12 protein-coding genes are annotated in these 23,191 nt (G+C 68.2%); 1 reads left to right on the top strand and 11 read right to left on the bottom strand.

Features of this window, described 5'->3' with window-relative positions; genetic code table 11:
* Nucleotides 1–45: 45 nt before the first annotated feature.
* From pglZ to OHA89_RS30660, 10 genes are all read right to left on the bottom strand, one after another.
* A complete protein-coding gene (gene pglZ / locus OHA89_RS30705; RefSeq protein WP_406367571.1) occupies nt 46–2,964 on the bottom strand; it encodes a BREX-2 system phosphatase PglZ in 2,919 nt (972 codons plus the stop codon).
* Nucleotides 2,964–6,857, bottom strand: coding sequence for a phage resistance protein (locus OHA89_RS30700; RefSeq protein ID WP_406367569.1), 3,894 nt, complete (start codon nt 6,855–6,857; stop codon nt 2,964–2,966). The genes pglZ and OHA89_RS30700 overlap by 1 nt, the downstream gene beginning before the upstream one ends.
* 24 nt (nt 6,858–6,881) lie before the next feature.
* The gene (gene pglX / locus OHA89_RS30695; protein ID WP_406367568.1) at nt 6,882–10,640 is read right to left on the bottom strand and encodes a BREX-2 system adenine-specific DNA-methyltransferase PglX; all 3,759 of its coding nucleotides are present in this window, start codon (nt 10,638–10,640) and stop codon (nt 6,882–6,884) included.
* 63 nt (nt 10,641–10,703) lie between these two features.
* Complete coding sequence (pglW, locus tag OHA89_RS30690; RefSeq protein ID WP_406368646.1) at nt 10,704–15,371, bottom strand: BREX system serine/threonine kinase PglW; 4,668 nt, start codon at nt 15,369–15,371, stop codon at nt 10,704–10,706.
* A 267-nt stretch (nt 15,372–15,638) separates the two neighbouring features.
* Nucleotides 15,639–16,388 (bottom strand): TatD family hydrolase, encoded by a 750-nt coding sequence (locus tag OHA89_RS30685; RefSeq protein WP_406367566.1) that lies wholly within the window; start codon nt 16,386–16,388, stop codon nt 15,639–15,641.
* The gene (gene qatC / locus OHA89_RS30680; RefSeq protein WP_406367565.1) at nt 16,385–17,719 is read right to left on the bottom strand and encodes a Qat anti-phage system QueC-like protein QatC; all 1,335 of its coding nucleotides are present in this window, start codon (nt 17,717–17,719) and stop codon (nt 16,385–16,387) included. Before qatC ends, OHA89_RS30685 begins: the two co-directional genes overlap by 4 nt.
* Nucleotides 17,716–18,123, bottom strand: a complete 408-nt coding sequence (locus OHA89_RS30675) for a hypothetical protein (RefSeq protein WP_406367564.1) — start codon at nt 18,121–18,123, stop codon at nt 17,716–17,718. Before OHA89_RS30675 ends, qatC begins: the two co-directional genes overlap by 4 nt.
* A 306-nt stretch (nt 18,124–18,429) precedes the next feature.
* Nucleotides 18,430–20,379, bottom strand: a complete 1,950-nt coding sequence (locus OHA89_RS30670; RefSeq protein ID WP_406367563.1) for a P-loop NTPase fold protein — start codon at nt 20,377–20,379, stop codon at nt 18,430–18,432.
* Between the two features lie 504 nt (nt 20,380–20,883).
* The gene (locus tag OHA89_RS30665; protein ID WP_302061780.1) at nt 20,884–21,009 is read right to left on the bottom strand and encodes a hypothetical protein; all 126 of its coding nucleotides are present in this window, start codon (nt 21,007–21,009) and stop codon (nt 20,884–20,886) included.
* Nucleotides 21,010–21,027: 18 nt separating this feature from the next.
* Nucleotides 21,028–21,642 (bottom strand): cysteine hydrolase, encoded by a 615-nt coding sequence (locus OHA89_RS30660; protein WP_257557420.1) that lies wholly within the window; start codon nt 21,640–21,642, stop codon nt 21,028–21,030.
* A 76-nt stretch (nt 21,643–21,718) separates the two neighbouring features.
* On the opposite strand from OHA89_RS30660, the gene OHA89_RS30655 reads away from it, so the two are divergent.
* Nucleotides 21,719–22,192: a pyridoxamine 5'-phosphate oxidase family protein gene (locus OHA89_RS30655; RefSeq protein WP_266946912.1), complete on the top strand. Its 474-nt coding sequence runs from the start codon at nt 21,719–21,721 to the stop codon at nt 22,190–22,192.
* 56 nt (nt 22,193–22,248) lie between these two features.
* On the opposite strand, the gene OHA89_RS30650 is transcribed toward OHA89_RS30655, so the two are convergent.
* Nucleotides 22,249–23,148 (bottom strand): LysR family transcriptional regulator, encoded by a 900-nt coding sequence (locus OHA89_RS30650; RefSeq protein WP_215149710.1) that lies wholly within the window; start codon nt 23,146–23,148, stop codon nt 22,249–22,251.
* Nucleotides 23,149–23,191 lie beyond the last annotated feature (43 nt).

Below are 23,191 nucleotides of genomic sequence, written 5' to 3'. Positions count from 1 at the left end.
CGGGCCGGGAGACCGGCCCGCCCGACGCAGGCGCACTGCACTGGTTCACAGCCCGAACTGGTCGATCAGCTGGGCGCGGTGCAGGCGCAGGGTGCGGTTGTCAGGGAGGATCTCCAGGATCTGGGCACCGTCGTAATTGAGGAGCTGCGCGAGGGTCGCTGCGAAGCCGGGTGCACGGGTGGCGGACTGGCCCGCTCGCTCGGCAAGAGCGGTCATCGGCAGGGTGCCGGCCTCGACAAGCGCGACCAGTGCCTTCGGAAGGACGGTCTTGTCGCGTGGCTTACGGGCGAGCAGGTCCAGCTGTTCCTGGTACAGCTCGGTGGCCATGAGCCGCTCGACCAGGGCAACAGCCGGGTCTTCGGGCTGGTTGAAGGTGGATGCGGTCTCGGGCTCGGCCGCGGAGTCGGCGGGCTCGGGCGGTACGGGGGGCGCCACCTCGTCCTCTCCGAACAGGCTGATGGCGCCCTCGGGCGCGGGCGGGGCGGCCTTCCTGGTCTGCTTCCGGCGCGGGCTCGCGACGGCGGCGTCGGGCATGGCACCTGCGTCCGCTACGTTCTTGGCGCCGGCCTCGACGACGACACCGCCCTCGGCGTCCTCCGTCCACCAGGAGGGTGTCGGGTCGCCCAGCTCCCGCCATCCGATCGGCGGCTCGGCGCCGAAGGGAAGCAGGGCGAGGAGCGGGATGGTGAACTCGGCGAGAGTTGCCCCGCCGTGGTAGCCAGCCTTGAGCGCGGTGTACCGGGTGTCGTGGTCCCGCAGCGCGACGATCTGGGATCCGGGCTCTGGCCAGACCACCCGAGGTCCTGACAGCTCGATCTCGGCCGGGGCGACGGGTCCACCAGGAGTGCGGTGGCGGGCCGAGCCGATTGTGCCGCTGGCCGCATCGAGCTTGGTGCCGCGCCGCTCGACTACGTGTCCGTGGTCGGAGGTGAGTAGCACGGTCATGCCGAACGCGCGGGCAGCCCGCAGCAACGGTTCCAGACCGCCGATTTCCTTGGCCTGCCACGCGCCGTCGCCGAGTTTCTGCTCCTTGCCGAGGCGGTCGTCGACCGTGTTGAGTACGACCGCGACATGGGTGCGCTCGTCGGCGAGGGCTTCGGTGAGGGCGCTGGAGAAGGGCGAGCCGGTGTCGGGGCCGCGCAGGTCATCCTTGTGGAAGACGACCGCCGGTGCCCCGTTCCAGCAGGAGTGCTGGGGGAAGAGCCGCTTCTCGTCGCTCTGATCGCCCTTCATCAGGGTGCCCGCGAACAACGAGGTTCGGGATACGGCTGTGAGGGTGGGCAGCGCGGCAGCCACGGCGCGCCGAACAGGCGCTCCGGCCGCAGCAGGCAGGGGGTCGAACTCCGCCCACTGTCCCCGAAGTTCTTCGCCGAGCTCCGCAGCTATCGCCGCGCTCATCCCATCCACGAGCAGGAGCAGGACCCGTCGGCCGGGGCTGGCCACGACGGGTGCGACAACGCGGTCCAGCAAGCTCTCCACGGTGAGCATGGCGCCGGGGGCGGTCCCATCCGCGGTCCACACAGCAAGCCGCTCGGAGAATGCACGGTCCAGCTCGCGGCGCTTGTCCCGCGCCTGCGCGCCGATCCGGCTGTACGCGTCGGCGAGTACGTCGTCCGGGTCGCCGCCTGCTTCGAGGTATTCCAAGGCCCGGTCTACCCAGCCGAGTTCGCAGATCTGGCGGGCGGTGCCGTCAGCGACCGAGGCGATATCGGCCTCAGGCGAGCCGACAAGCCACTGCCGCAAGCGCGCCGCCATCCTCACCCGCTCGATTCGCGCGCGGGTGGCGCCGTCGGCGGCCAGAGCATGGTCGGCCAGTGCGGTGACGGCAGCGGTGATCGTGTCGGTGGCGCCGTCGGCAAGGGCACGACCAGCCGCAGTGAAGCGGGCATCGAGTCCGGCCGAGAGTAGCGGGCTGGCAGTCGCGGCAGCCTGGGCCCCGAATTGTGCCACGAGCTGTGCGGCCCGAGTCAGGACCGGGTCGGCGAGCCGGTGCTCGCCTCGGTCGACAAGCCCGCGGACGAACGCCTCGCCACTGGATCCGAAGGAGGTCAGGAATCTGTCGAGGTCGTCGCCCTGGGCTGGAGGCTGTTCGCCGAGCCACCGCTCGGCGCGCCCTCGCGCCCGGTACAGGTCGTGGTCGGCCTCCGCGTGCCCCCACAAGGCGGCGCAGACGACCGCGTAGGCGGCTGCGTCTGCCCCGTGTTCGGCGTTCACCAGGGCGGTGATGATCTTTCCGGTGGAGCCGCCCTGCTCGGGTTCGGCGAGGAAGCGGGCCAACCCGGCCCGTTCCGGTCCGCGCAGGTCGTGCAGGAGGTCGGGACCGCCAGGGGTGAGGACCCAACGGAACAGTGCGACGGGGTCGATGCGGTCTCCGTCGTCGTGTGCGGCCGGCCCGCCCAGCGCATCCGCATCGTGACGGCCGATCCTGAGACGGCGTCTGGCCAGGCGGGTGAGTGCCTCGTCTCGGGAGAGCACTCCCTTGCCCAGCGAGGGCCAGCCGCGGGTGGCTGCCGCGTCCAGGAGCGCTTCGGCCGCCCAGGTCTCGCTGCGCAGTCGCCCGTCGAGGCCGCGTGCGTCGAACGCCTCCTGCACGACCTCCCAGTTGTCGACGGACCGGATCCTGCCGCCGTAGGCGCGGGCGAGCAGCCCGGGGTCGAGGTCGGTGTCCTCGCGGTCGGTGAGGACGACTAGGACCTTGGGGTCGGGGGCAGTTGCCGCGTCGAGGTGGCTCAGGATCTGCTCGTGTACGGCCAATACCGAGGGCCCGACGGCCACGCGCGCCCGCAGCCCGCCCGCTGTCTGTTGCACGGCGGGCCCGTCCCAGGCCGGATCGGCCCGCAGCAGCAAGACGCGGACCGTGCCGTCACCGAGCCGGCTGCGGGCGGCGAGATACTGGCGGACGGTCCCCGCCGGCAGCCGCGCAAGACCGGCGGACGCAGGCACTGTGGTGACGGTGTCGGACATCAGTCGACAACCTTCCAGACGACCTCGACGGTGGCGTTGGGGTTCTCGGCCGCGAGCGCCGCGATCTCCGCCTGCAACTCGGCGGCAGCCCGCGCTGCGGTGGTCCGCCCACCGCCGGAGCGGACTACGGACCGAGACTGCGTACGGGGCCCCGGCTGCGCCACCGGCTCCGGCAGCACCTGCGGGTGAGCGGAGCCGCCGATCAGCTCCACGTCGTCCGAGCTCGGCGACGGGGTGGCGGGAGCTTGGGGCCGCTCGGCCGTGGTCTGCCGGGACCTCAGCAGGGACAGCACCTCCCGGCCACTGGCCTGCAACACGCCCGGCAGGTCGGGGTAGTCCCCCGGATCGCCGGCGGCGGCATCTCGCACCCGCTCCAGGACAGCCGCGCCGTCCACACCGAGGGTGTCGGCCAGGCCCAGCTGGTCCCAGCTGGTGTTCTGCAGCGCGGCAGCGACCTTCCCCGCGCCCTTGAGGGACATGGCGTAGCGGTGTGCGGTGAAGTCACCGAGGTCGAAGCGTGCGAGCCGGTCAACGACGGCCTTGGCGTCTATGCCGGCCTCCGTCACCGACTTCACCAGCTCCTGCGCCCGCCGGGCAAGGACGAGGCGGGGCGAGTCGTCGTCGAGGCGCAGGAAGGAACGGTGCTTCTCCAGTTCCCCAACGAGCCGCCCTGCGTCCTGGGCGAGCACAGCGGCAGCCTGCTTGATCTGTCCAGCGAACTGGTTGACGATCCGCCCGCGACGCAGTTGCGGCGCCCGGTCCCCGAGCACGGTCTCGTACCGCTTGCGCGCCTCGGTCCAGTCATCCTCACTGGGCAGCGCCTGCTCGCGCAGGGCGTAGTCGCGCTTCAGCTCATGCGGTGCGGGTGCCGGTTCGACGGGGACACCGCCGCGTACCCACACCCGGTCGGTCATCTCCGCGTAGGCGGCTGCGAGCAGCCGGCGCAGCGGCTCGGGCAGTCCGCGCGGCTCGGGAAGGTCGCTCCAGTCCGAGAGCTTGACCAGAGTCGGCTCGGCGGTTCCGTCCCGGCGGGCCTGGCTGGTGAAGTGGTCAGGCCAGGTGGTGGACTGCCGGTAGTACGCCTCCCGCATGGTGCCGAGGCCGAGGCCGCCCGCGATCCGCGCCATGGTCTTGCGGTCCTTGCCATCGACCTCGACCTGTCCGTCGCGGTCCTCGGCGGCCTTGCGCACGTACTCGAAGACGGTCCTGATCTCGGCAGGCTTCACAGGCTTGCCGGCGCCATCGGGGTCCAGGTCGGGGTGGGCAGGGTACTGGTGGGCAAGCAGCCTGCCGACCAGGTCGCGGGCGGCAGCGTCCAGCGCTGCACCGAGCGGAAGCCGAAGCTCGGGCACATCCTGCTGGGCGACCAGGTGCGTGTCGAAGCCGAGGTCGACGACCCCTTCCTGCTTTTGCGCGAGCCCGTACGCCTGCCGCAGCGCCTGGGTGACACGCTCGGTGAGGATGTTGCGCTGCGACTGCAGCATGCTCTTGGCGCGCGCCTTGTCGTCAGCGTTGAGGCTCCGCGCGAATTCGGAGTCGAATCGTGCCTCGTCGGCGAGGGCCTTGTCGATGACAACGAGACGCTCGAAGTCACTGCGGGAGGCGTCGGTCAGGTGTGTGGGCAGCCAGGCCAGGGTCCGCGAGTCGCCGCCCGGCTTCTCCCGCAAGGCACGCAGCCGCTGCAGGTCGTCCATCGGACCGAACTCGCCCTCGTCGTAAGGGAAATCGACGACGAGCCGCCAGGCGTCGTCCTGGCTGGGCCGCAAGGTCGCCTCGGACAGCGAGTCAACGTCGGCGACGTGGCCGAAGACCACCTCGATCTGTCGTTCGGTGCCCTTCCACACAAGGTCAAGCACGTCGTATGCGTCGAAGCCTCCGGGCCCGTCGCCAACCCCGAGCGCGTCCTTCAGCAGGCTGCGCATCTTGGCGCGCCGGTTGCCCAGGTTGTTGTGGACCTGTGCGTTGGCGAGGACGGCGTCCAGGTCGACGCCGGTGAGCTCTAGACGGACCACCGCGCCCGGCCCGGTACCGGCGACCTTGATCTCGGGGAAGGTCGCCGCCCACTCCTTCACCTTCTGCTCCAGCCGGCCGACCTCGGTGCCCGCGATGCGCGTGGTGATGGAACCGTGGTTGAGGGCGTGCAGCCGCGCCAACGTGAGGTCGGCGAGCGCCGGCACGCTGGGCGCGAGCGCCGACAGCAAGAGGGTCTGCAGGAGCCGGCTGTCGCCGGTGAAGTCGCGGCAACGGGCCGCGAGCTGCGGGTCGCCCAGGCTCTCGGGAGAGCGTCGGTACGCCTCGACCTGGTCCTCGGTAACCTGGTTGGTCTTCAGCAGGTACGGGCGCAGCTTGTCCCGGTACAGCTTGTCGGCAGCCTCGAAGTGGACGTTGGTCTCCCCGCTGAACGCCTTGTCGCCGCCGCCCGCGATCGCCGGATACAGATCGCCGAGCGGCACGAGCTGTCCGAGCCGCCAGTCGTCACGGTGGTCGACGAGCAGCTGACTCATCAGCTTCAGGCCGGTGCGGGAGCGCTGCAGCGCGGCAGAGATGTGCACCAGGGTGTCCATGAACGCCGGCGGGAACGGGTATGTCCGCCGAAAAGCATCCTCGTCCGCGCCGGTGGTGGACTTGTCGTGGCCCAGCAGGGTGTCCCACACATCCGGGCCGAGCTTCTTGGCCTCGGCGAACGCCGCGTCCACCTTCGTCTCGGCCCCCGGCACGGGCTTGAGCAGACGAGCCTGCGCGATCTGAGGAAGGTTGCGGTCCTCCAGGACGATCTCGTCGTAACGCCCGCCGTTGAGCTTCAAGGTGTCCTGCACTGCCGCCTCGGCGGCACCCGACATCTCCTCACCGACCAGCTCACGCAGATCACGCTGACGGGCGATGAACGACACCACGGGAATGGCACGCCGCTCGTCACCGCCCTCCACGAAGTTCGTCACCTTGCTGGATTCCCTGCCCAGCACCTTCTGGTCGTGGATGAGAGTGGCCAGCCACAGGATCAGCTCGTCCATGAACAGGATGAGCCCGTCGTAGCCCAGCGCCTTGGCGTGCGCCGCGATAACGCTGAGCCCCCTATCGAGGGAGATGAAGCCGCTGACGTCCTCGGAAGCATTGCGCGCGAAGGCGGGGAACAGCGTCCTTGTGAGGTCCTGCACGAGGCGAGCCCGCAGGTCCCTCGGCGTGGAGGGATTGTCCAGATCGAGGCTCTTGGTGTTCTCGTGCTCCTCCACCGCATCCATGGCCTCGTCCAGAAGGCTGCTGGTCCAGGTGAAAGAATCACCCCATTCGTCCTCCTGGCCACCGGCATCGGCGAGCTGTGCGATCACCCAGTCGTCGCCGTTACGGCGGCGCTGCTCGGCGAAGTCCTCGAAGATCCCGTCGGTCCGGTAGACCTGCGGCAGCGGGCAGTCCGGATGCAGTTTGCGTACGTGCTCCACGTACTTGCCGAGCACCCGCTGCTCCAAAGACTTGGAGCCGAGCATGTGGTAAGGCACCAGCAGGAACTTGCGGTCGTCCGCGTCCAGCCAGGAGTGCCGGGCCCGCACCGGATCGAGCTCGCTGCGGTTCCGAGCGGCCTGATTACGCGAGAGCAGCGCGTAAAGCACCGCCATGAAGTGCGACTTACCGGAACCGAACGAACCGTGCAGATATGCCGCCTTCGACGAGTGACTGTCGAGCGCCGACTTGATCAGGTCAAGGGCCTCGTCGAAGTTACCCAGCAGCCGGTCGGTGACGACGTAGTCCTTCAGGGCTGCCTCGGCCCCCTCGGGGGTGACCGCCTCGTTCAGCTTCAGCACGAAGTCGGAGGTGGATACCGACTCCGGGATGTGGATCAGCTCCCGCAGAAGCGGCCGGTCCTCCGGGCGAGCGTTGTTCCTGCTCATGAACGCCATGGTGTGTCTGCTCCTCGCCCTGTTTCAGTCGGACTCTGCGCCGGTTGCGGCATCGGTAGCGGTGTCCGCGACGGACGTCTGGACGGCGGCCTTCACGCCCGTTCGCTTCTTGGGCGCAGCTGCCTTCTTCGCGCCTCCCCGGGTGGCCGCGGCCGGGTGCCAGGCCCGCAGAGCGTCGTCGGTCAGCCCGAGCTCGCCCTGCCTCTGCTGCCGGAACGCCAGAATCTCGGCAGCCGGCGACGCCCCAAACTCCGGGTCGTACTCGCCATGCCACTGCTCCAGCCACGGCTGTAGTTCAAGCAGCCCGGCCAGGTACGGCACGAGGCCGTCGTCACCGAGCCCGGCCTGCTGAATATGGGATGCGAGTGCGAGGGCCTGCTCCAAGTGGTCCCAGCCGGCCCACCCGTACAGCTCTGGCGACTGCGCGTTGGCCATGCCGTACGACACGAACCGCTCCTTGGGCACGTCGAGCTTGCCGCGCGCACGCCAGTAGCTCGGCTTCAGGAAGTCCCCCGTGGTGTACTTCGGCGGCACGGGCGTCTCCTTGCGGATCTGCCGCTTGGTGGGCTCGTCTGGAGCGGCGTCCACCTCGCGCTGCTTCTCCCACACGTACTCCCAGTCGGCGCGCTTCCTGAGCCCGGTCGGCTTGTACCGCAGCGCCGAGATGAACGGCACGTGCTCCTCGGAAAGCAGCTCCCGCACGGTCTTCGCGAGGTCCTGCCGAGGCGCGTAGAGCTCAGCAACGGACACGAAATCCTCGTCGGCAGAAAGGTCTTCTGCGAGGCGCGCGAGGGTGGTCACGGTGGGGTTGCCGCTCGCGTCGAACCAGTGCGCACGGTCCTCAACCCGGTCGAGCAGCCAGGTTTTAAGAGCCTTCTGGCGCATCGCATCCCAGCCCTCAGTTGCCCAGCGCCGCTTGTACTCCGGGCGCTCCACCATGCCGATGGCGCGGTTCGACTCGATGACGTCGATGCGTTTCTGGACAAGTGCCTGGTACTCGGCAGGCCAGTGGGAAGGGATCTCGGTGATGGGGGTGGAGCCGTGCCGCTTGAACCACACCTCACTGACCTCGCCAGCTGCCACCCGGCGCGCGAGCACGATCTCGAAGGCCCGCTCGCCGAGACTGATTTCGGGGGCGTCGGTTACGTCGGGCAGACGCAAGCTCTCGGGGTGCAGGTCGTAGAGGGAGTACACCTGCCAGTCCAGCTCCTCCTGCAGCGCGATCATGCGGCCGCGGGTGGCGTTGTAGCGGTCCTTGGCTTTGCGGAGCGCAGCGGCTGTGGGGGCGGCCTCGACCGAGAGAGCGGCGGGCGTTGAGGCCGAGAGCTGCTGCGCGAGGGTGTCGAGCTCGGTGGCGAGAGCGGTGGGGTATTCGGCGGGGATAGGAAATTCCTGAAGCTTGGTGCCAGTGAACTCGTAAAAGCGTTCCCACTCGTCATGCATGAACCCACCGGTGCCTGACTGGCTACCCTTATCGTGGCTGACCATCTTGAGCCAGAACCCAGCCGTGGAGCTGTTGAGCAACCCAAGCAGCGCCAGATGCTCTTCCGCCGTGGCGTCCTCACGGAGCTTGATTACCTGCGCCGAGTCCTTCACGGGGAGCCGGCCGTTCTGGAGGTAGAAGTGATTATGCGTCGCAACCTTTGCGTAAACGATCAGCTTCTGGGCCTTGACGCGGGCGCCGTAAACCTCACGCCATGAAATCCAAGGAATTCCCCTGTCTAGCATCGTGATGCTGAAGCGCTTGCGAAGTTCCAGTACGTGACGAAGTGGCCACATGAAGCGCTGCAAGTCCTCAATCTCTGCACCTTCGAGGAGCTCCATGTCGTGGCCGTACGGGCTGGTGAGCCAGGTCGCGCCAGCGAGTCCCCAGTCCCGTACCTCGTCGCCATTGGCGACAGCGGTGGGTCTGGCACCTCGCTGGCGGGCGGCAGCAGTGTTCACCGAGCCAAATGCGTTGTCCTCACCAGTAACGATAGATAGGCCGAGTTCTTGTGACGCAGTTCGCAGCCGCTTTCCTGTGCTATCGACGATCTTCAGGATGTCCGGAGCGGCACCTCCTGTCAGACTCCATGGATGCTTTGCCAGGTCGTCACGTCGCGTGTCTCGAACGCTGATCCAGTCACTTTCGGAGCCCGGGGAGTCGGTCTGGCGAGTGATAGCCCGCCAGACGAGTCCATCCTCCGCCCTCTCCGGAGCTGCTGGCTCCCCCTGAACACTCCGGACCGTGCGGATAGTGGCCCGGCGAGCGCCCGTGTAATCCAGCGGGCGGCCGACGAGGATGACCGTTGGCGTCCCATGCCCCGGGATGTACGCCCCCGACGTGTCGATGACCTCCGTCAGTTCGACCCGATCCCGGAAAAAGCTCTCGATCAGCCTTGTCCCGAACTCCCTCTTCATGAAGGAGTTCGCCGTGATCTGGCCGACCATGCCGTAGCCGAGCCCGGACTTCTCCTCGCCCCGAACCGCGAGCTCGAAGAAGCGCTGCGCGAATGGGACCGACAGCGCGTACGTACCCGCGCACGCGCTGTACAGCTTGCGATACAGCTCGTTGAGCGTTTTATCCTTGACCGTGATGTACGGAGGGTTCCCCACGACAACGTGGTAACGGCCCCGGTTCAGGATCTGCGGGTACTCGAACACGTCCTCCGTGCTCAGCGCGTAGTACGGGTCCTCGGCGTCGCCCGATTCCACACTGTCGCCAAGGCTCAGCTGCTCGTCGCCGAAGAGCCCCTCCTGCCTGTGCTCCGTCGGCAGCAGCGAGTCACCCACCGCCAGCTGGACCGGCCACTCGTACTGCCGCGCCTCTGCGAACGTCCGCATGCCGCTCGAAGCCATCGCCGCTACCAGCAGCCGAAAGCGGGCCACCGCAACCGCGAACGGGTTGAGGTCCACCCCATGCACCGACTCCAACGCCGCCCGCACCCGTTCGTACGGGCCCACTTCGGGTCGCTGCGACGCCCACATCCGCACCAGCCGTCGGAACGCCCCGAGCACGAAGTGACCCGACCCACATGTCGGATCGATCATCTTCAGTTCTTCGAAACCGAACTCCCGCACTGCCGGGGTCATGGTCCGGTCGAGGATGAACTCCTCCACGAACTGCGGGGTTTGCAGCAGCGCGTACCTCTTGCGGGCCGCCTCGCTCAGATCCTGGTACAGGTCGCCAAGGAACCGGGTGTCCCAGCCCTCGGTGCCGTCCTTGCTCAGCGGGTCGCTGAAGTCGTGTACGAGAACAGGGCCGCCGACACCGCCATCGCCGTCCCCGCTGAGCTCTCCCTCGCCGGCGCGCTGCTCCCGCCAAAACGCGAGCAGCGCGCCCGCCCCGTCGTGCGAAAGGGGGATCTGGTAGAGCGGGTTGTGCTTGCAGTCGAAGAGCAGCCGCCCTGCCTGCCCGGCGCCCAGCTCTGCGAACGCCGTCTCCAGCCAGCCTCGGTACGTCGGGTCGGCGTCCTTCTCCAGGTACTCCTCGTACCGCGCCTGCGCGGTCTCGCGCCCAGCCACATCCGGCGCCGTGATGTACGGCTCAGCGATCAGCCGGTTGTCCTCGCTGAAGCGGACGAAGACGGTGCCGAGCACCCAAGCCACCGCAACCTGAGTAATCCGCTCCCCGAGCCAGGCGTTCCACGTCGCCGCCGTACGGCCCAGCTTCCGGGCCTGCTCATACTCACCGCGCAGCCGCGTCCCTACCTCGGGGACAGCTTTGACCTGCTGCTCAAGGTCGGTCTCTGCCGCCTTGACCTGCTTCTGCAGGTCGGCGAGGAGGCTCTTGCGGTCGATCACGGAACGGCTCCTGGAGAGAGATCGGAGAGGGCGGAAGAAGGCCGGGTCAGGAGGGAAAGAGGGTCAGGCGTCCGGCGCGAGGTGTTTGCGCGCGACCCAGGCATCGGGCACGACGATCCACTCATCGAACCCTGCCTGATACGGCACGCTCTGCCCTGCCAGCCGCGGTGCCTTCGCCGGGTCGGACTGGGCAACGAGCAGCCACAGCGGGCTGCCACCTTGCCGCGCTTCCTCCGCGAGCCTTACAAGCAGGTCCAACGCGTCGTACCGGGCGAGCACCGCAGTGTCGGTTAGGAGCAGCGGTCCTTGCCCCTGCCGCAGTCGCTCTCGCAGCTGCGGCTCGATGCGCCCCCACGCCTTGTCTGTACGGATGCGCAGCTGCTGGTGAGCCCGGCTTCCGGGTTCGGCAGCGTCTGCCTTGAGGACGGTCTCCCAGGTCGGTCTGGCCGCCTCGCCGATCACACTGCGCAGTTCGTTCACGAAGAGCCCGGTCAATGACACCGGCTGCACACCGTACGGCTCGTCCGCCAGGTGCCGCACCGCGTCCTCAGCACCCCGGTGGGGCACCGTCAGGACCCGGAAGCCGTCCTGTCGCGCCGAGTGGCTGAGCCGCTGTTCGGCCTTGACTGCGGTGGCGACGGCCGCGTCCGCGTCGTACTGGGTGGGGGCGGATCGACGGGCCGCCGAGGCTCCCCAGCTCGCCGAGGTCAGGCCGGCGGTTGCGTCCCCAGCCGGACGGTCCGGGATGAGACGGAGCACCTTGTCGTAACGCGTCGCCAACTTCAGCTCGAAGCCGGCCTGCTTCAGGTGGCGGACCAGTGCGCTGCCCGTGGGCAACTCGCGTGGCACCAGCGGGTCTGTGCCCAGGTCAGGGAAGCGGGTCGTGACTCGCTTGTGCAGGGCGTCAACCGTGAGGCCCGGCAGTCGCTCCTCCTCGACGCCGGACTGCACGGCGACCACACCGGCCTGGGTGATCCTCAGTGCGCGAACCAGGTCCAGGTCGCGCGGGTAGATCTCCAGTCGGGGGGTGAGAGCGGCTCGGTTGGAGGCTGCCACCGCGATCTCGGCGGTGCGCCGCTCGTCCCAGCCCAGGTTTCCCGGCGGCCGTCGCACCGCGTCCAGCTCGGTAAGGACGGTGCTGGCAGTCGGTAGGGATTCCAGGTCCGCGAGTCGGTCGGCTCGCGCGCCCAGGTTGAGCGCGTATTCCTGCAGAGCGGGCAGCGTCGGGGTATCCGGGCCGTCCACGCCCTCCCGGACATCGATGGCAAGCAGGCCGAGCACCGGATCGGCGCCCTTGGGCATCCGGGCATGGAAGTAGCGGAAGAGCGGCGGGGACTCGTTGTTGTAGCTCTCTCGCTCGACTACCGCGCGCAGGAGCGACAATGCGAGCGCGCGCCGGTCGCGACGCTCCACGTGCTGGGTGCCGCGCCGGGCGATCAGCGCGTCGGCGAGCTCGATCACCGGGGCCACCCGTCCGCGCTCGGCAAGAAGCTCCACCACCTCCTCGCGCAGCAGTCCAAGGGCGGCGTCCTCGTACCAGCGCTCGCGCGCCTTCCTCACGATCTGCGGGATACGGCCCGCGGTCAGGCCCACCGCGTCAGCGACGTCCCGCTGCCGAACCCATGCCAGGCCCTCGGGCAGCTTGCCGATCTCGTTGGGCAGCCGCAGTAGCAGCCGGACCGCTTCGCGCTCCTTGGCGTTGGATCGGGCATTGCCGCTGGATGGCTTCGGGACGAGGCGAGCGGCCAGCGCGTCCAGGCTCAGTGCGCCCAGCAGCTGCGGGTCAATGACATTTCCGCCGCCGGCAGCGACAGATTGGGCCACCGCCTGCTCCAGCTCGGTGATTTCCTGGCCGGCTGCCTTGCGGGCTTCCGCGCTGAGTGGTGCGGGGGCCGCTTTGCCGAGTCGGAGATTCCACTCCTTCTGCCGGCGCTGGATCTCTTCCCGGGTGCGCGAGCCCATGCCCGGCGCAGTGAGGAACTTCCTCGCCGAGTAGTCCAGTACGTCCCCAACGGTGTTCAGACCCATGGCGAACAGCTGGGACTGCGCGGAGAGCGTCAGACCTGCCACGGACAGAGGCGTCGTACGGTCAGCCCTGGCCGCCTGCTGGTCACGAACCTGCTCGGCGGACGCATCGTCGTCCTCCCGGCCGATCTGCGGCCCGGCTTCCTGCTTGGTCCCTACGCTTTCCGCCGTACCGTGCCCGGAGCTCGGAGCCGTTGTCCGCTGCGCGTCAAGGAAGAGTGCCTGCCAGGCACGCTCCATCGGCTTCAGGTCCGAGAACCGGTCCTTCACGTCCCGCGCCAAAGCCTTGCGGAAGAAGGCGACCAGGCCATCGCGAACTGCCGGCTCGAAAGCGTCGGCGGCGAGCTGCGGGTACGGCCACTCCTTCGGATCGGTCTGCCGGGCTGTGACAGCACCGTCACCCCAGCGGGGCAGCTCGTTCGACGCCATCTCGTGCAACGTCGCCGCGAGCGCGTACCGCTCGGCATGACCGTCGTACGAGCCGCGCGTGATGACTCCCACGAACGGGTCGAGATAGCCCTCGGTGCCCGCATCGATCTCCTTCGCCGGGTATCCGGCGAGCGAGAAGTCGATCAGCACCAACTGTCGGGTGCCGTTGGGACGGATCCGGATGGCGATGTTGTCCGGCTTCAGGTCCCGATGCCAGATTCCCTCCGCCTCCAAGTGCTCCACCGCGCCGAACAGGTACTTCCCGTACGCCTCCAGCTGATCCATGCCCAGGCGGCCGTTGTCCCGCAGCTGGCGGGCGACGGTGTCCTCACGCCGCCTCGGTCCCTTCCCGTCACCACGGTCCTGGTCCTTCAGCTCTCGGCTGTCGCCGACATATTCGAGAGCGAGCACCCGGCGTCCCGCGAGAGTGATCGGCTCCCGCTCGTACAGCGCGATGATGCTGGAATCCCGGTGGATGCGGCCCAAGATCTGGGCCTCCCGGTCGAGGACGGCGTGCTTGGCCTCGCTCAGCGCGACCTTCAGCACAGCCACCGGCAGGATGCCGCTGCGCCGCGGCTCGCCCGCGAGATCCCTCACCAGGAACGCCCGAGAGGTCGAGCCCGTGCCGAGCCGGCGAACAACCTCCCAGCGCCCGGCCAGTACATCCCCGGCCACGGCCTCCAGCGGGTCCTTCTCCGGCTCGCCCCGATCCTCCTCCGCTTCCGACCCCGACCCGCCGTCCCCGCCCGTGCCTGCGGCTGTGGCCGGGCCGACGGAGTCCTTTTCGGTGAATGCCTGCTCGACGTACTCCAGCATCTCCAGGAAGTCGTCGACCGTGGACAAGCGACGGCCCGGTTCGTACGCGGTGGCTGCCTCCACCAAGTCGTCGATGTCCGGGTTGAGTCCGTCGACCAAGGCACTCGGGCGCAGGCTCTCACCGGCTTCCAGACGGGCCATGACCTCGCTCTGGCTTCCACCTGGTGCCTGCCCAGTGACCAGCAGATACGCGAGGACACCGAGCCCGTACACATCGAGGCGCACCGGGTCGGCCTTCGGGATCCTGAGCTCCGGCGCCAGATACGGATCAGCCTGCTCCGAGACGTGGAACCCGGACACATTTGTAGGAGCCAGGGTCAGTGGCCGGCCACGGCTGGCGCTCTGGCCTGTAGCGATCTGCCAGTCCGCGATCTGCGGCCAAGAGCCCAGCCAGCGCTGCTCCTCGCTGAGCTCCCGCCCGCGCGGGCCGCGATCACGCGGAATGATGTGCACCGCGTGCGCCGACAGCGTGCGGTGATGGACACGGCGTGAGTGCGCGGAGCGCACCGTCTCCGCGAGCTGTCGTACGAGCGCGAGGCGGCCCCGCAGGTCCAGATGCTTCCCGTGCTGCACCAGAAAGTCGTCCAGGCGCAGAGTCTCCGGGTGGTAATCGAACAGGATCGTGGGCCCGGCCGGATGCCCCGACGGCAGATAACTCTTCAGCTGTACCGCACCCGGGTGCCGGAACCGGCTGAGCACGAGCGCCTCGCGAGCAGCGGCCTGCTCTACGGAACGCCGCTCGGCGTCTGAAGCACCGCGCTCGCTGAGAAAGACCCGCACTCGTGCCAGATCGTGCAGCTGGGAGTGACGGCCCAGATAGTCGGCCCAGGTGGGCCCAGTGTCGAACGCCTTCGCATCCAGGAGATAGGAGCCCACCTCGTGCTGGCGGCGGATCGGTGCGATGCCGAGCTTCTTCAGGGCCGCGTCGACGCGGCGAGACGTCTCGGCCGTTATCCGGCGCCGAGCGTCCGCGGGCGGCTCGGACAACATGTCCACGAGCTGCTTGACCGTGAAAACGCCGTTCAGATCGGCGGCCGGAAGGTTCACCCGAAGCTTGTCATCGGTGAAGCAGACCGCCTCACCCACCCAAATCTTCGGCCGCTCCCCGGGCCGACCGGAGACATCGTTGATCAGGCCGGACAGCTCCTTGGCCTTCCGGTTCGCCAGGTGCAGGGGATTGCCGTGTCGCCGCTGGGTCCCGCCGGGCGTGGTCTGCACCCAGTCGTTACCGCCGCCGTGCACCGAGCCGTGCCAGTCCTTCAGCTCAAGAAGGAACACCCCGGCCGGTGCGGTCACCAGCAGATCGATCTCGCGGACATGGCCGCTGTTCGCAGTGAACGTGAAGTTCGACCAAGCGCGCCACGGCTCCTCGTCCGGCACACACCTGCGGATCGCTTCCAGACCGCGGCGCTCGTGCTCGTGCTCGGACTCGGTGACCGTCGTCCACCGGTCTTCCCGCATGCGACTCCCCGCCTGTATCTGCTGCACACGTTTATGCCTGCCGTGACCCTGCCGCCGCGATCAGGAACACGGGGCTGTCCCCGCAGAATGAATCTTAGAGGGCGGCACTGACAGCGGGAGACGGAATTGAACCTGTGCTTTCGGCCGGCGCGGCATCTGACCAGCAAAAACCGAGCGATCGCTCTCGGAAGGACGGACTCTGCAAGGAAGCTCAGCTGGGGCTGCCGGAGGGGGCGGAGGCCCCACGCCCCACGCCGTCGATACGTTTCACGTCCTGCCTCCGCCCCCTTCCAGAAGCTGTAGCCGGTTGGCCTGGAGTTGGCAGACGACAGCTTCGGGAGCCAGGGCCCATCGCGCAGCAAGGTAAGTGATGACGGCCGACAGGTCTGCAGGGCGGGCCGACCGCCCTTGGTGTCTTGCGAACGGACCGTCGGTCTCCAACAAGACGCGGTCGACGGGGAGCGCGTCGATCACCCGGCGCGCCTTGGCGGAGTGGCACATGGCGGGGTTTACGGAAAACCAGAGTCCGGCTGCCAGGGCGTCGTCCACCAGGTTTGCGGGGCCTGTATACCAGTGCAGGATTGCAGCGGTGGCGCCGCTTTGCGCGAGGCGGGTGAGAGTATCCCCTTCGGCACCCCGGCTGTGGACCGTCATAGGCACCGACAAGGCGCGGGGATCTGCAAGGATGGCCTCGAAGATCCTCAGTTGCACGCGGCGCGTACTGCGTCCAGCGGGTGAGTAGTCGAGGCCGATCTCGCCGATCCAAGGGGCCTCGGGCAGCATGCGCATGAAACGGGCCAGGTCCGCTGGAGTGAAGCTGTGGGCTCGGAGTGGATGCATCCCCAGCGCGGTATAGACACCTGGCCGCCGGCCGAGCCGGGTCCGCGTCAGCCGGTACTCTCCGGGGTCCTCAGTGACGGCCACGATGTCGACCGAGGCGTCGGCGGCTTCGCGCAGGACTTCGGCGGCGTCTTTGTAGCCCGTCAAGTGGCAGTGGGTGTCCAGTAGGCGGTTCACGAGGTGTGCTCCAGGATCTGTGCGAGCTGTCCACGAGCACCTGCGGTGATCCAGGTTCGGACTTCGGCACTGCCCCGGCGCCAGACCTCAATGTACGCTCGCCGCTCATCACGGGGCAAAGGTCCGTTGCGCAGGATGTCGGTGGTGGGACGGCCGGGACGGGTACCGGCCAGCACCGCACGCAGATCGGAGCTGCGTCCTGAGTCGGGATCGAGCAGTTCGGAGTCGGTGAGCGCGTCCCAGGCGTACTGCTCAGCCCGGTCCCATCCGGCTTGGGCCATCGATGCCCGGCGGATCAAACACGGAAAGCAGTAGCCGCAGTTGCCTTGCGTCCTCTTCGCGTAGCGGGCCACCTCGGGGTGAGAGCAGGAGATGCTCTTGGGCGCAAGTTCGCTTAGGAGAGTCCGGTTGCGGCTACCGGTGAGCATCTCGCCCTTCGTCCTCAGCCGGTAAGGGTTGACGAGAGGATTGGGCACACCAATCGCCTGCTTGGCCTGATCAAGGAGTGCTAGGTAGTGCGGATGGGTGGTACGGGTACTGAAGCTGCCGGACCGTGCACGGGTCAGGGGCACGTTGACGCCGATGTAACCGTTCTCGGGCAGATAGACCGGGACGTGCGGACCAATGGAGGAGGCGACCGCGAGGGCGGTGCACAGAAACATCAGGGACCGTGACCGTGTGGTGGTCTCGCGGCCAGTAGACAAAGGTCTGGCCTGGACTGGGTGGGCGGGTCCGGGCCGCAAGAACAGGCGTAGAGAGATCACGCGTTGCCCGTAGTGGGCCTTCAGCCGGCGGAACAGCCGGGTCTGGGCCGCAGAGGTCTGCCCGCCTTCGTAGTGTGAGAGCAGGCACAACCGCCTCTCAGGCGCTTCCTCCAGAAGGTCGATCACGCCGCACAGGGAGTCCAGGCCACCCGAGAACAGACACACACCGTCTGCGGCAATCTGGCCCTGCCCGTCCGAGTACGGTGGCAATGGCGGAGCGTCTTGGGGGCGTGGCTGGAGGGTCCATCGGTCGCCGGTCAGGAACCGCAACATGTCCTGCGCGGTTTCGATCGGCCAGTCGGCAACGTTATGTACTGGAAACCCGAGGGCGAAGTCCCGGGTCCACGCGTCGTCGGCTCTACTGCGCTCGCTCGCTCGGTCCGAGACATAGGCACCGAACGCCATGACCATCAGGTCTGCCGCCTGCCGGGTGGGCACGAAGGACCGGAAGAACCCTCGACCGGCCTGCACCGTGGCACCCGGCAAGCCGGGCATGAAGTCGAGGAGGAGACCACTCGGCGGGCCTGGCTCCGCAAACTGCTCGGTACGCACCGTGAACTGTGTCATGCCAGCCCTTCCAGCGCTTGGTAGGCCAACCCCAGCACTTCCTCGACGACCGCGCGCCCCTCCGGCCCCGACCAGTCCATACTCAACGCCTTCTCGGGCAGTCTGATGGCCACACAGTCCTCGATGACCTGGCGCATCTGCCGGTCCGCGCCGCGAGCCGCCTCAGGATCGGCGATCGTGCTCAACCGTGCTGCCACCACTGGCACCCTGTTGTAGATGTAATGCGTCAAGAACAGTTCGAGAAGCCGCACCACGTCGTTCCGTGTGGTTGCCTCGTTCTCCAGCTCGTCCCAGGACTCGGCGTCCCTGAAGAGCTCATCCAGTACATCGCAAACCGCGTCCCGAGCCGCTTGGCCATCCAGGTCGCCCCCGTCCCCGGCCAGTTGTGTCACCAGTTCGTCCACGACCTCGAACCGGTCACGTCCGATCAAATCACTCAGGGATGCTTGTCTTAGCGCCTCACCCAGGCCACCGGAGGCCACCCCTGCCAGAAGGCCACCCAGCCGCTGTGCCGTGGTGCGGCCAGCTGTGGCACTGGCCGAGGCGGCAGCCGCCCCACCCAAGACCGGCACATGACGAGCGAGGACCACCGCGGCTCGGTTTCGTGCCACTGACCCTCTGCTGAGGTCACGCGTGTAGGCGGTGGCGGCGTGTTTCAGCGGCGTCCAAGCCCCGCCGGAGCCACTCGTACGGTCCGTGGAAGTGCCCACTCAGTGCCGTCCTCGCTGGCGAGCCGCCCTGACGAAGCCCCCAGACGGGTTGGCCTGCCACCCGTCCAGAAGGGCACTGACATTGGGGTCGGATTCCGGAAGTCGACGTACCAGAGTAGTGATCTTGGGCTGGAGGATCTCGAACGGGATGACTTTGAGTCGTTCACACACAGCTGGTGCAACGGCGGGGATGCGCTCACACAGTTCCGCCACCCCGTCCGTGGCCGAACCAGCGGGATCACGCATGACCGCCTGCAGAAGGTGGTCCACGAGGGTCGGGAGGTCCGCCGCATCAACGCTCTCCGCCGCCTGCCTCACCGCTGCGCGACGCCGCGAGGCCACGTCAGACTGAAGGCGCCCGAGCAATTCCTGGATGTGGGCCGACAAGAGGGCCGTGTTGGCACTGAGCGTCAGTTTGGCCCGCGCGAAAGTGAAGTACGGACCGAGATCCCTCCCACCGAGTGCTGGCTCCATCCTGAGCCAAGCGTCGATGTGATGTTGCTCAGCCCAGGTACGCACTTCTTCATCCAAAGTGCCTGCGCGTGCGATCTCCGGGCTCGACGGGCGGCGGGCCTGACCTTGCCCAGCACGACGGGCCCCGGAACCAGGAGGCGCCTCGTTCCGTGCGGGATCGGCATCGTCCACCCATGTACCGCGGGAGCGCTGTTCGGCTGTGACAAGCCAGTTCCCTCCCCCGCTCATTGGTCCAGCGGACTGCCAGTCGAAGAGCCTCTGGAAATCGCTCAGGTACTGGGTTTCCAACACCATGAGCTTGGCGAGGATCGCTGCGTCCAATGTCGTTCCGCGCCGCTCAGCGCTGGCCAGTCGCAATTTCAAGGTGTTCAGGAACCGCTTGATCTGGCGGGGGTTACCCCTCAAGCCGCTTCCGAGGACCGGCGCGACGGCTGCTGCCCACATCATGTCCTGGTACAGCTCCGGCGGCATCTCGGGCCCCAACGTGTCCGCCGCCATGCCAACGTTCAAGGCCACTCCGAGCGCGCTGCCGCGCCGCCGCTGGTCAACCGCTGCCTTCACTACCGTGAACTGATCTTGGGACAGATACAGTTCGGACAGGAGCAGGTGCATGTAGGTTTCGGCCTCCGGAGCGGAAAGCGCCGGAATATTGATCTCAACCTGAAGCATCTTCTCCAGGTACTCCGCCCCCAGCCCGGAAGTCCCCGAACGCCTCAGCCCTGGATAGCGCTGGTCGATGGCTGCCTGCACAACTTCGGCGTGGGCCGCGATGACGAACGCACTCTTGTCGACATTCAGGAAGAGTCGGATGGCTTCGAAAGTGTCCACGACGGTGTGCGGCAGACACCGGTCCAAGTCGTCGATCATCACAATCACGGCCCGAACCTTGTGGAGGGACTCCATCAGTTCAGCGAACTGCTGTCGAAACGCACCCGCCGCAACAGGCTGGGGCTCCGCGTCCGGACTATCCTCGGCGGGGCCCTGAGACGATTCCATCGAGCCAACCATGCCCTGCGCAAGCATGGACGCTGTATCCGCTAGGGCTGGGTCCAAAGCGCCGGCGGCAATTGCGGCACCGGCAGGGAGAGCCGTTCCTACAAGCATCTGGACCGGCCGGCGCAAGCTCGTGGCCATGCGTCTGAGACGTCCCACCTGCTCGGCCTGTGGGCCATCGGCCTCGACCTCCTGTTGAAGTCGCGCGAGAACTGCCTCCGTCAGAGCGGCCTTGATGTCCTCGTAGCCTTCGTATTGCCATGGGCTGAAGGAGACGACGACAAAGTGTCCGGTCTCACCTTCCGGAAGGCCGGCAAGCTCAGCGGCAACGATCTTCAGCAGGCTGCTCTTGCCGGATCCCCAACCGCCAGTAACCCCCATCGTCAGCGGTAGTAGCCGTGGCTGGGTAAGTGCGACGACCATTTCGTCCACGAGGAAGTCGAAACCGAGGAGGTCCAGATCCGTCTCATTGTCCGACCACATGCCGCCTCCCACGCACGTACCGCAGGGGCCGCGGCCCCCTGCGTTTGCGTGATCATAAGGGCAGCTGGCCGAAATGGGACCCGAATCGTTGATACGCATTTTTGGTCGCCTGGGCCCTCGCGCCACGGAGATGCGGTTCGCACTTCACCTCTCGAGCAGGGGCATCAGCGCGCAGCACCGCAGAATCGGCACGCCAGCTGCCTCGCAGACGAACTGCTCAGCCAGCGCCCAGGATCACGCCCTGCACCTGCCCGCTCGGCGTGAGGTCCCTTCCATGCTCTCGCAGGCAGTCACTCCACGTGTCCTTGACACCGACTCCGGCGGCATGACGTCCCGTGCCCCCCAAGCCCGCCGCAACAGTTTCCCCTGGGGAGGCGCTGGGGAGTATCGACGGGCCTGGGGAGCGCGTGGGGAGAATCGGCTGCGTAACGCAGCATGATCCCGAAAGACGCTGAAAGATCTATCCGCGCAGGTCAGCGGCGGGCACAGTCGCATCGATGCAGGTCAGCGCCACCAGGTAGACAACTTCATGACGTAGGTACCGAGGTCGTCGGCCTCGACGATTCCCGGGAGCGAGCCGCCCTCACGCAGGGGCGTGACGTAACGGGTCGCGATCACTTCGGACAGCATCCGCCCAGGTTACGGGGGTCAGGTCGCGGGAGCCCACTGCGTTAAGAGGGCTTCGGCCGTGGTGATGGTCGCGACCAGCGCGAGGGAGTTGCGGATCACCTCGGCGGTGCAGGAGGCGGGCACCCCGGCGATGGCGTCGGCCGGGACCACGACCTGGTAGCCGAGGTTCACGGCGTCGAAGACGGTGTTCGGGATGGCGATGTTGGAGGAGACCCCGGTGACGACGAGGGTGCGGATGCCGAGGTTGCGCAGCAGGGCGTCCAGATCGGTGCCGGACATCGGGGAGAGCCCGTGCAGGCGGCGGACCACCAGGTCCTGCTCGGCCACCGCGAGCGGGGCGGCGAGCTGCACCGCCTCGGTCCCCGCGATCTGGCGCACGGGCAGCTTCCCGGCCGCGCGGAACAGCCGTGCGTTGCTGTTGGCCCCGCGCCCGTCCGGCCGCCGCTCGGCGACGGCGTGCAGCACCTGTACGCCGGCCCCGCGCGCGGCGTCGGCCAGCGCGGCCACCCGGCCCAGCATTCCGGAGGCCCGGGCCTCCTTCGCGAGCTCGGGCAGCGCGCTCTCCTCGCCGACGACGCCGTTCTGGCATTCGACGGTGAGCAGCGCGGTGGTGGCGGGATCGAGATCCGGCATGGCTCCCCCTGGCGTAACGGCCGACGAGCCCGCATGATTCCTGACACACAGTCAGATGTGAAGGGGTGCGGGACGAATGGACGAGACACGCCCGGAGAGGACACAGCGGCGGGGCCGCCGGATCATGATGACCGACGAGGAGGTGGACGCCTTCCTCCGCGAGCAGCGCACCTGCCGCGTGGCCACGGTCTCCCCGGACGGCCGCCCGCACGTGGGCGCCCTGTGGTTCGCCTGGGACGGCAGCTCGCTGTGGCTGTACTCGATCACCCGCAGCCGGCGCTGGTCCGACCTGCGCAAGGACCCGCGGATGTCGGTCGTCGTGGACTCCGGCGAGGCGTACGACGAACTGCGCGGCGTGGAACTGTCCGGCAGCGCCGTCTTCGTGGGCGAGGCCCCGCGCACCGGTGAACCCTGCCCGGAACTGGCGGAGGCCGAGCGGATCTTCCCGGTCAAGAACTTCGGCATCGAGGAGATGCCCCACGACGGGCGGCACGCCTGGATCCGCCTGACCCCGGAGTCGGTCGTCTCGTGGGACTTCCGCAAGCTCTAGTCCCCGTAGCTCTGGTCCCCGTAGCTCTGGTCCCCGTAGCTCTGGTCCCCGGAGCTCTAGAGGCCGGCGGCGGCCTGCTTCAGCGCCTCGACCGCGGCGCGGATGGAGGGCCGGCGGTCGGCGTCCGCACGCCAGACGGCGTACACGTGCCGGCGCACGCTGTCGCTGACCGGCAGCAGCCGTACCCCGCCCGGCACCGGGCCGCGGCCCAGCTTCGGCGCCACGCACACCCCGAGCCCGGCCTCCACGAAGGCCAGCTGGGTGTGGTGCTCCTCGGCGATGTGGGCGATGCGCGGCTCGATTCCGGTGCCGCGGAGGGTGAAGACCAGCCACTCGTGGCAGAACTGCCCCTCGTTCCAGGAGATCCAGTCGTCGTCGGCGAACTCGGCGAGGGAGATCTCCGACCGGTCGGCCAGCCGGTGGCCGGCCGGGACCGCGATGTCGACGGAGTCGTCCAGCAGGTGCGTCCGGGTGAGTTCGGCGGGCACCGGCATCCGCTTGTTGTGCCAGTCGATGGCCAGCGCCAGGTCGAGGTCGCCGCGCACGACGGCGGCCATGCTCTCCTCGGGCTCCTGCTCGCGCACCCGCACCCGCAGTTCCGGGTGGCCGTCGCGCAGGGCGGACAGGGCCCGGGGCAGCAGCCCGCGCATGGCGGTCGGGAAGGCCCCGATGCGCAGCTCGCCGACCGCGCAGCCCCGCTGGGCCTCCACGTCGGCCTGGGCGAGCTCCACCTGGGAGATGATCCGGGCGGCGTGATCGGCGAGCAGCCGCCCGGCGTCGGTGAGCCGGACCCCGCGCCCGTTCCTGGCCAGCAGGGGCTGGCCGACCTCGCGTTCGAGCTTGGCCATCTGCTGGGACACGGCGGAGGTGGTGACGTGGAGCCCGTCGGCCGCGCCGCTGACCGAGCCGTGGCGGGCGAGGGCGTCGAGGGTGCGCAGGCGCTCCAGGTTCAACATGTAAGCGATGCTACGCCGTCACTCCGAGAAACTCTCGCTTGTT

Origin of the sequence: Streptomyces sp. NBC_01546, assembly GCF_045208355.1 — a bacterium.
Taxonomy (GTDB): Bacteria; Actinomycetota; Actinomycetes; order Streptomycetales; family Streptomycetaceae; genus Streptomyces.
Note: the sequence above shows the minus strand (reverse complement) of the source record. Positions and strands in the feature narration are given on the sequence as shown.

What these genes read in the sequence shown, in the direction of transcription:
- OHA89_RS30650 (WP_215149710.1), bottom strand. Translation starts at nt 23,148, where the DNA reads ATGTTGAACCTGGAGCGCCTGCGCACCCTCGACGCCCTCGCCCGCCAC.
- qatC (WP_406367565.1), bottom strand. Translation starts at nt 17,719, where the DNA reads ATGACACAGTTCACGGTGCGTACCGAGCAGTTTGCGGAGCCAGGCCCG.
- pglW (WP_406368646.1), bottom strand. Translation starts at nt 15,371, where the DNA reads ATGCGGGAAGACCGGTGGACGACGGTCACCGAGTCCGAGCACGAGCAC.
- pglZ (WP_406367571.1), bottom strand. Translation starts at nt 2,964, where the DNA reads ATGTCCGACACCGTCACCACAGTGCCTGCGTCCGCCGGTCTTGCGCGG.
- OHA89_RS30665 (WP_302061780.1), bottom strand. Translation starts at nt 21,009, where the DNA reads ATGCTGTCCGAAGTGATCGCGACCCGTTACGTCACGCCCCTGCGTGAG.
- OHA89_RS30670 (WP_406367563.1), bottom strand. Translation starts at nt 20,379, where the DNA reads ATGTGGTCGGACAATGAGACGGATCTGGACCTCCTCGGTTTCGACTTC.
- OHA89_RS30655 (WP_266946912.1), top strand. Translation starts at nt 21,719, where the DNA reads ATGGACGAGACACGCCCGGAGAGGACACAGCGGCGGGGCCGCCGGATC.
- OHA89_RS30700 (WP_406367569.1), bottom strand. Translation starts at nt 6,857, where the DNA reads ATGGCGTTCATGAGCAGGAACAACGCTCGCCCGGAGGACCGGCCGCTT.
- OHA89_RS30660 (WP_257557420.1), bottom strand. Translation starts at nt 21,642, where the DNA reads ATGCCGGATCTCGATCCCGCCACCACCGCGCTGCTCACCGTCGAATGC.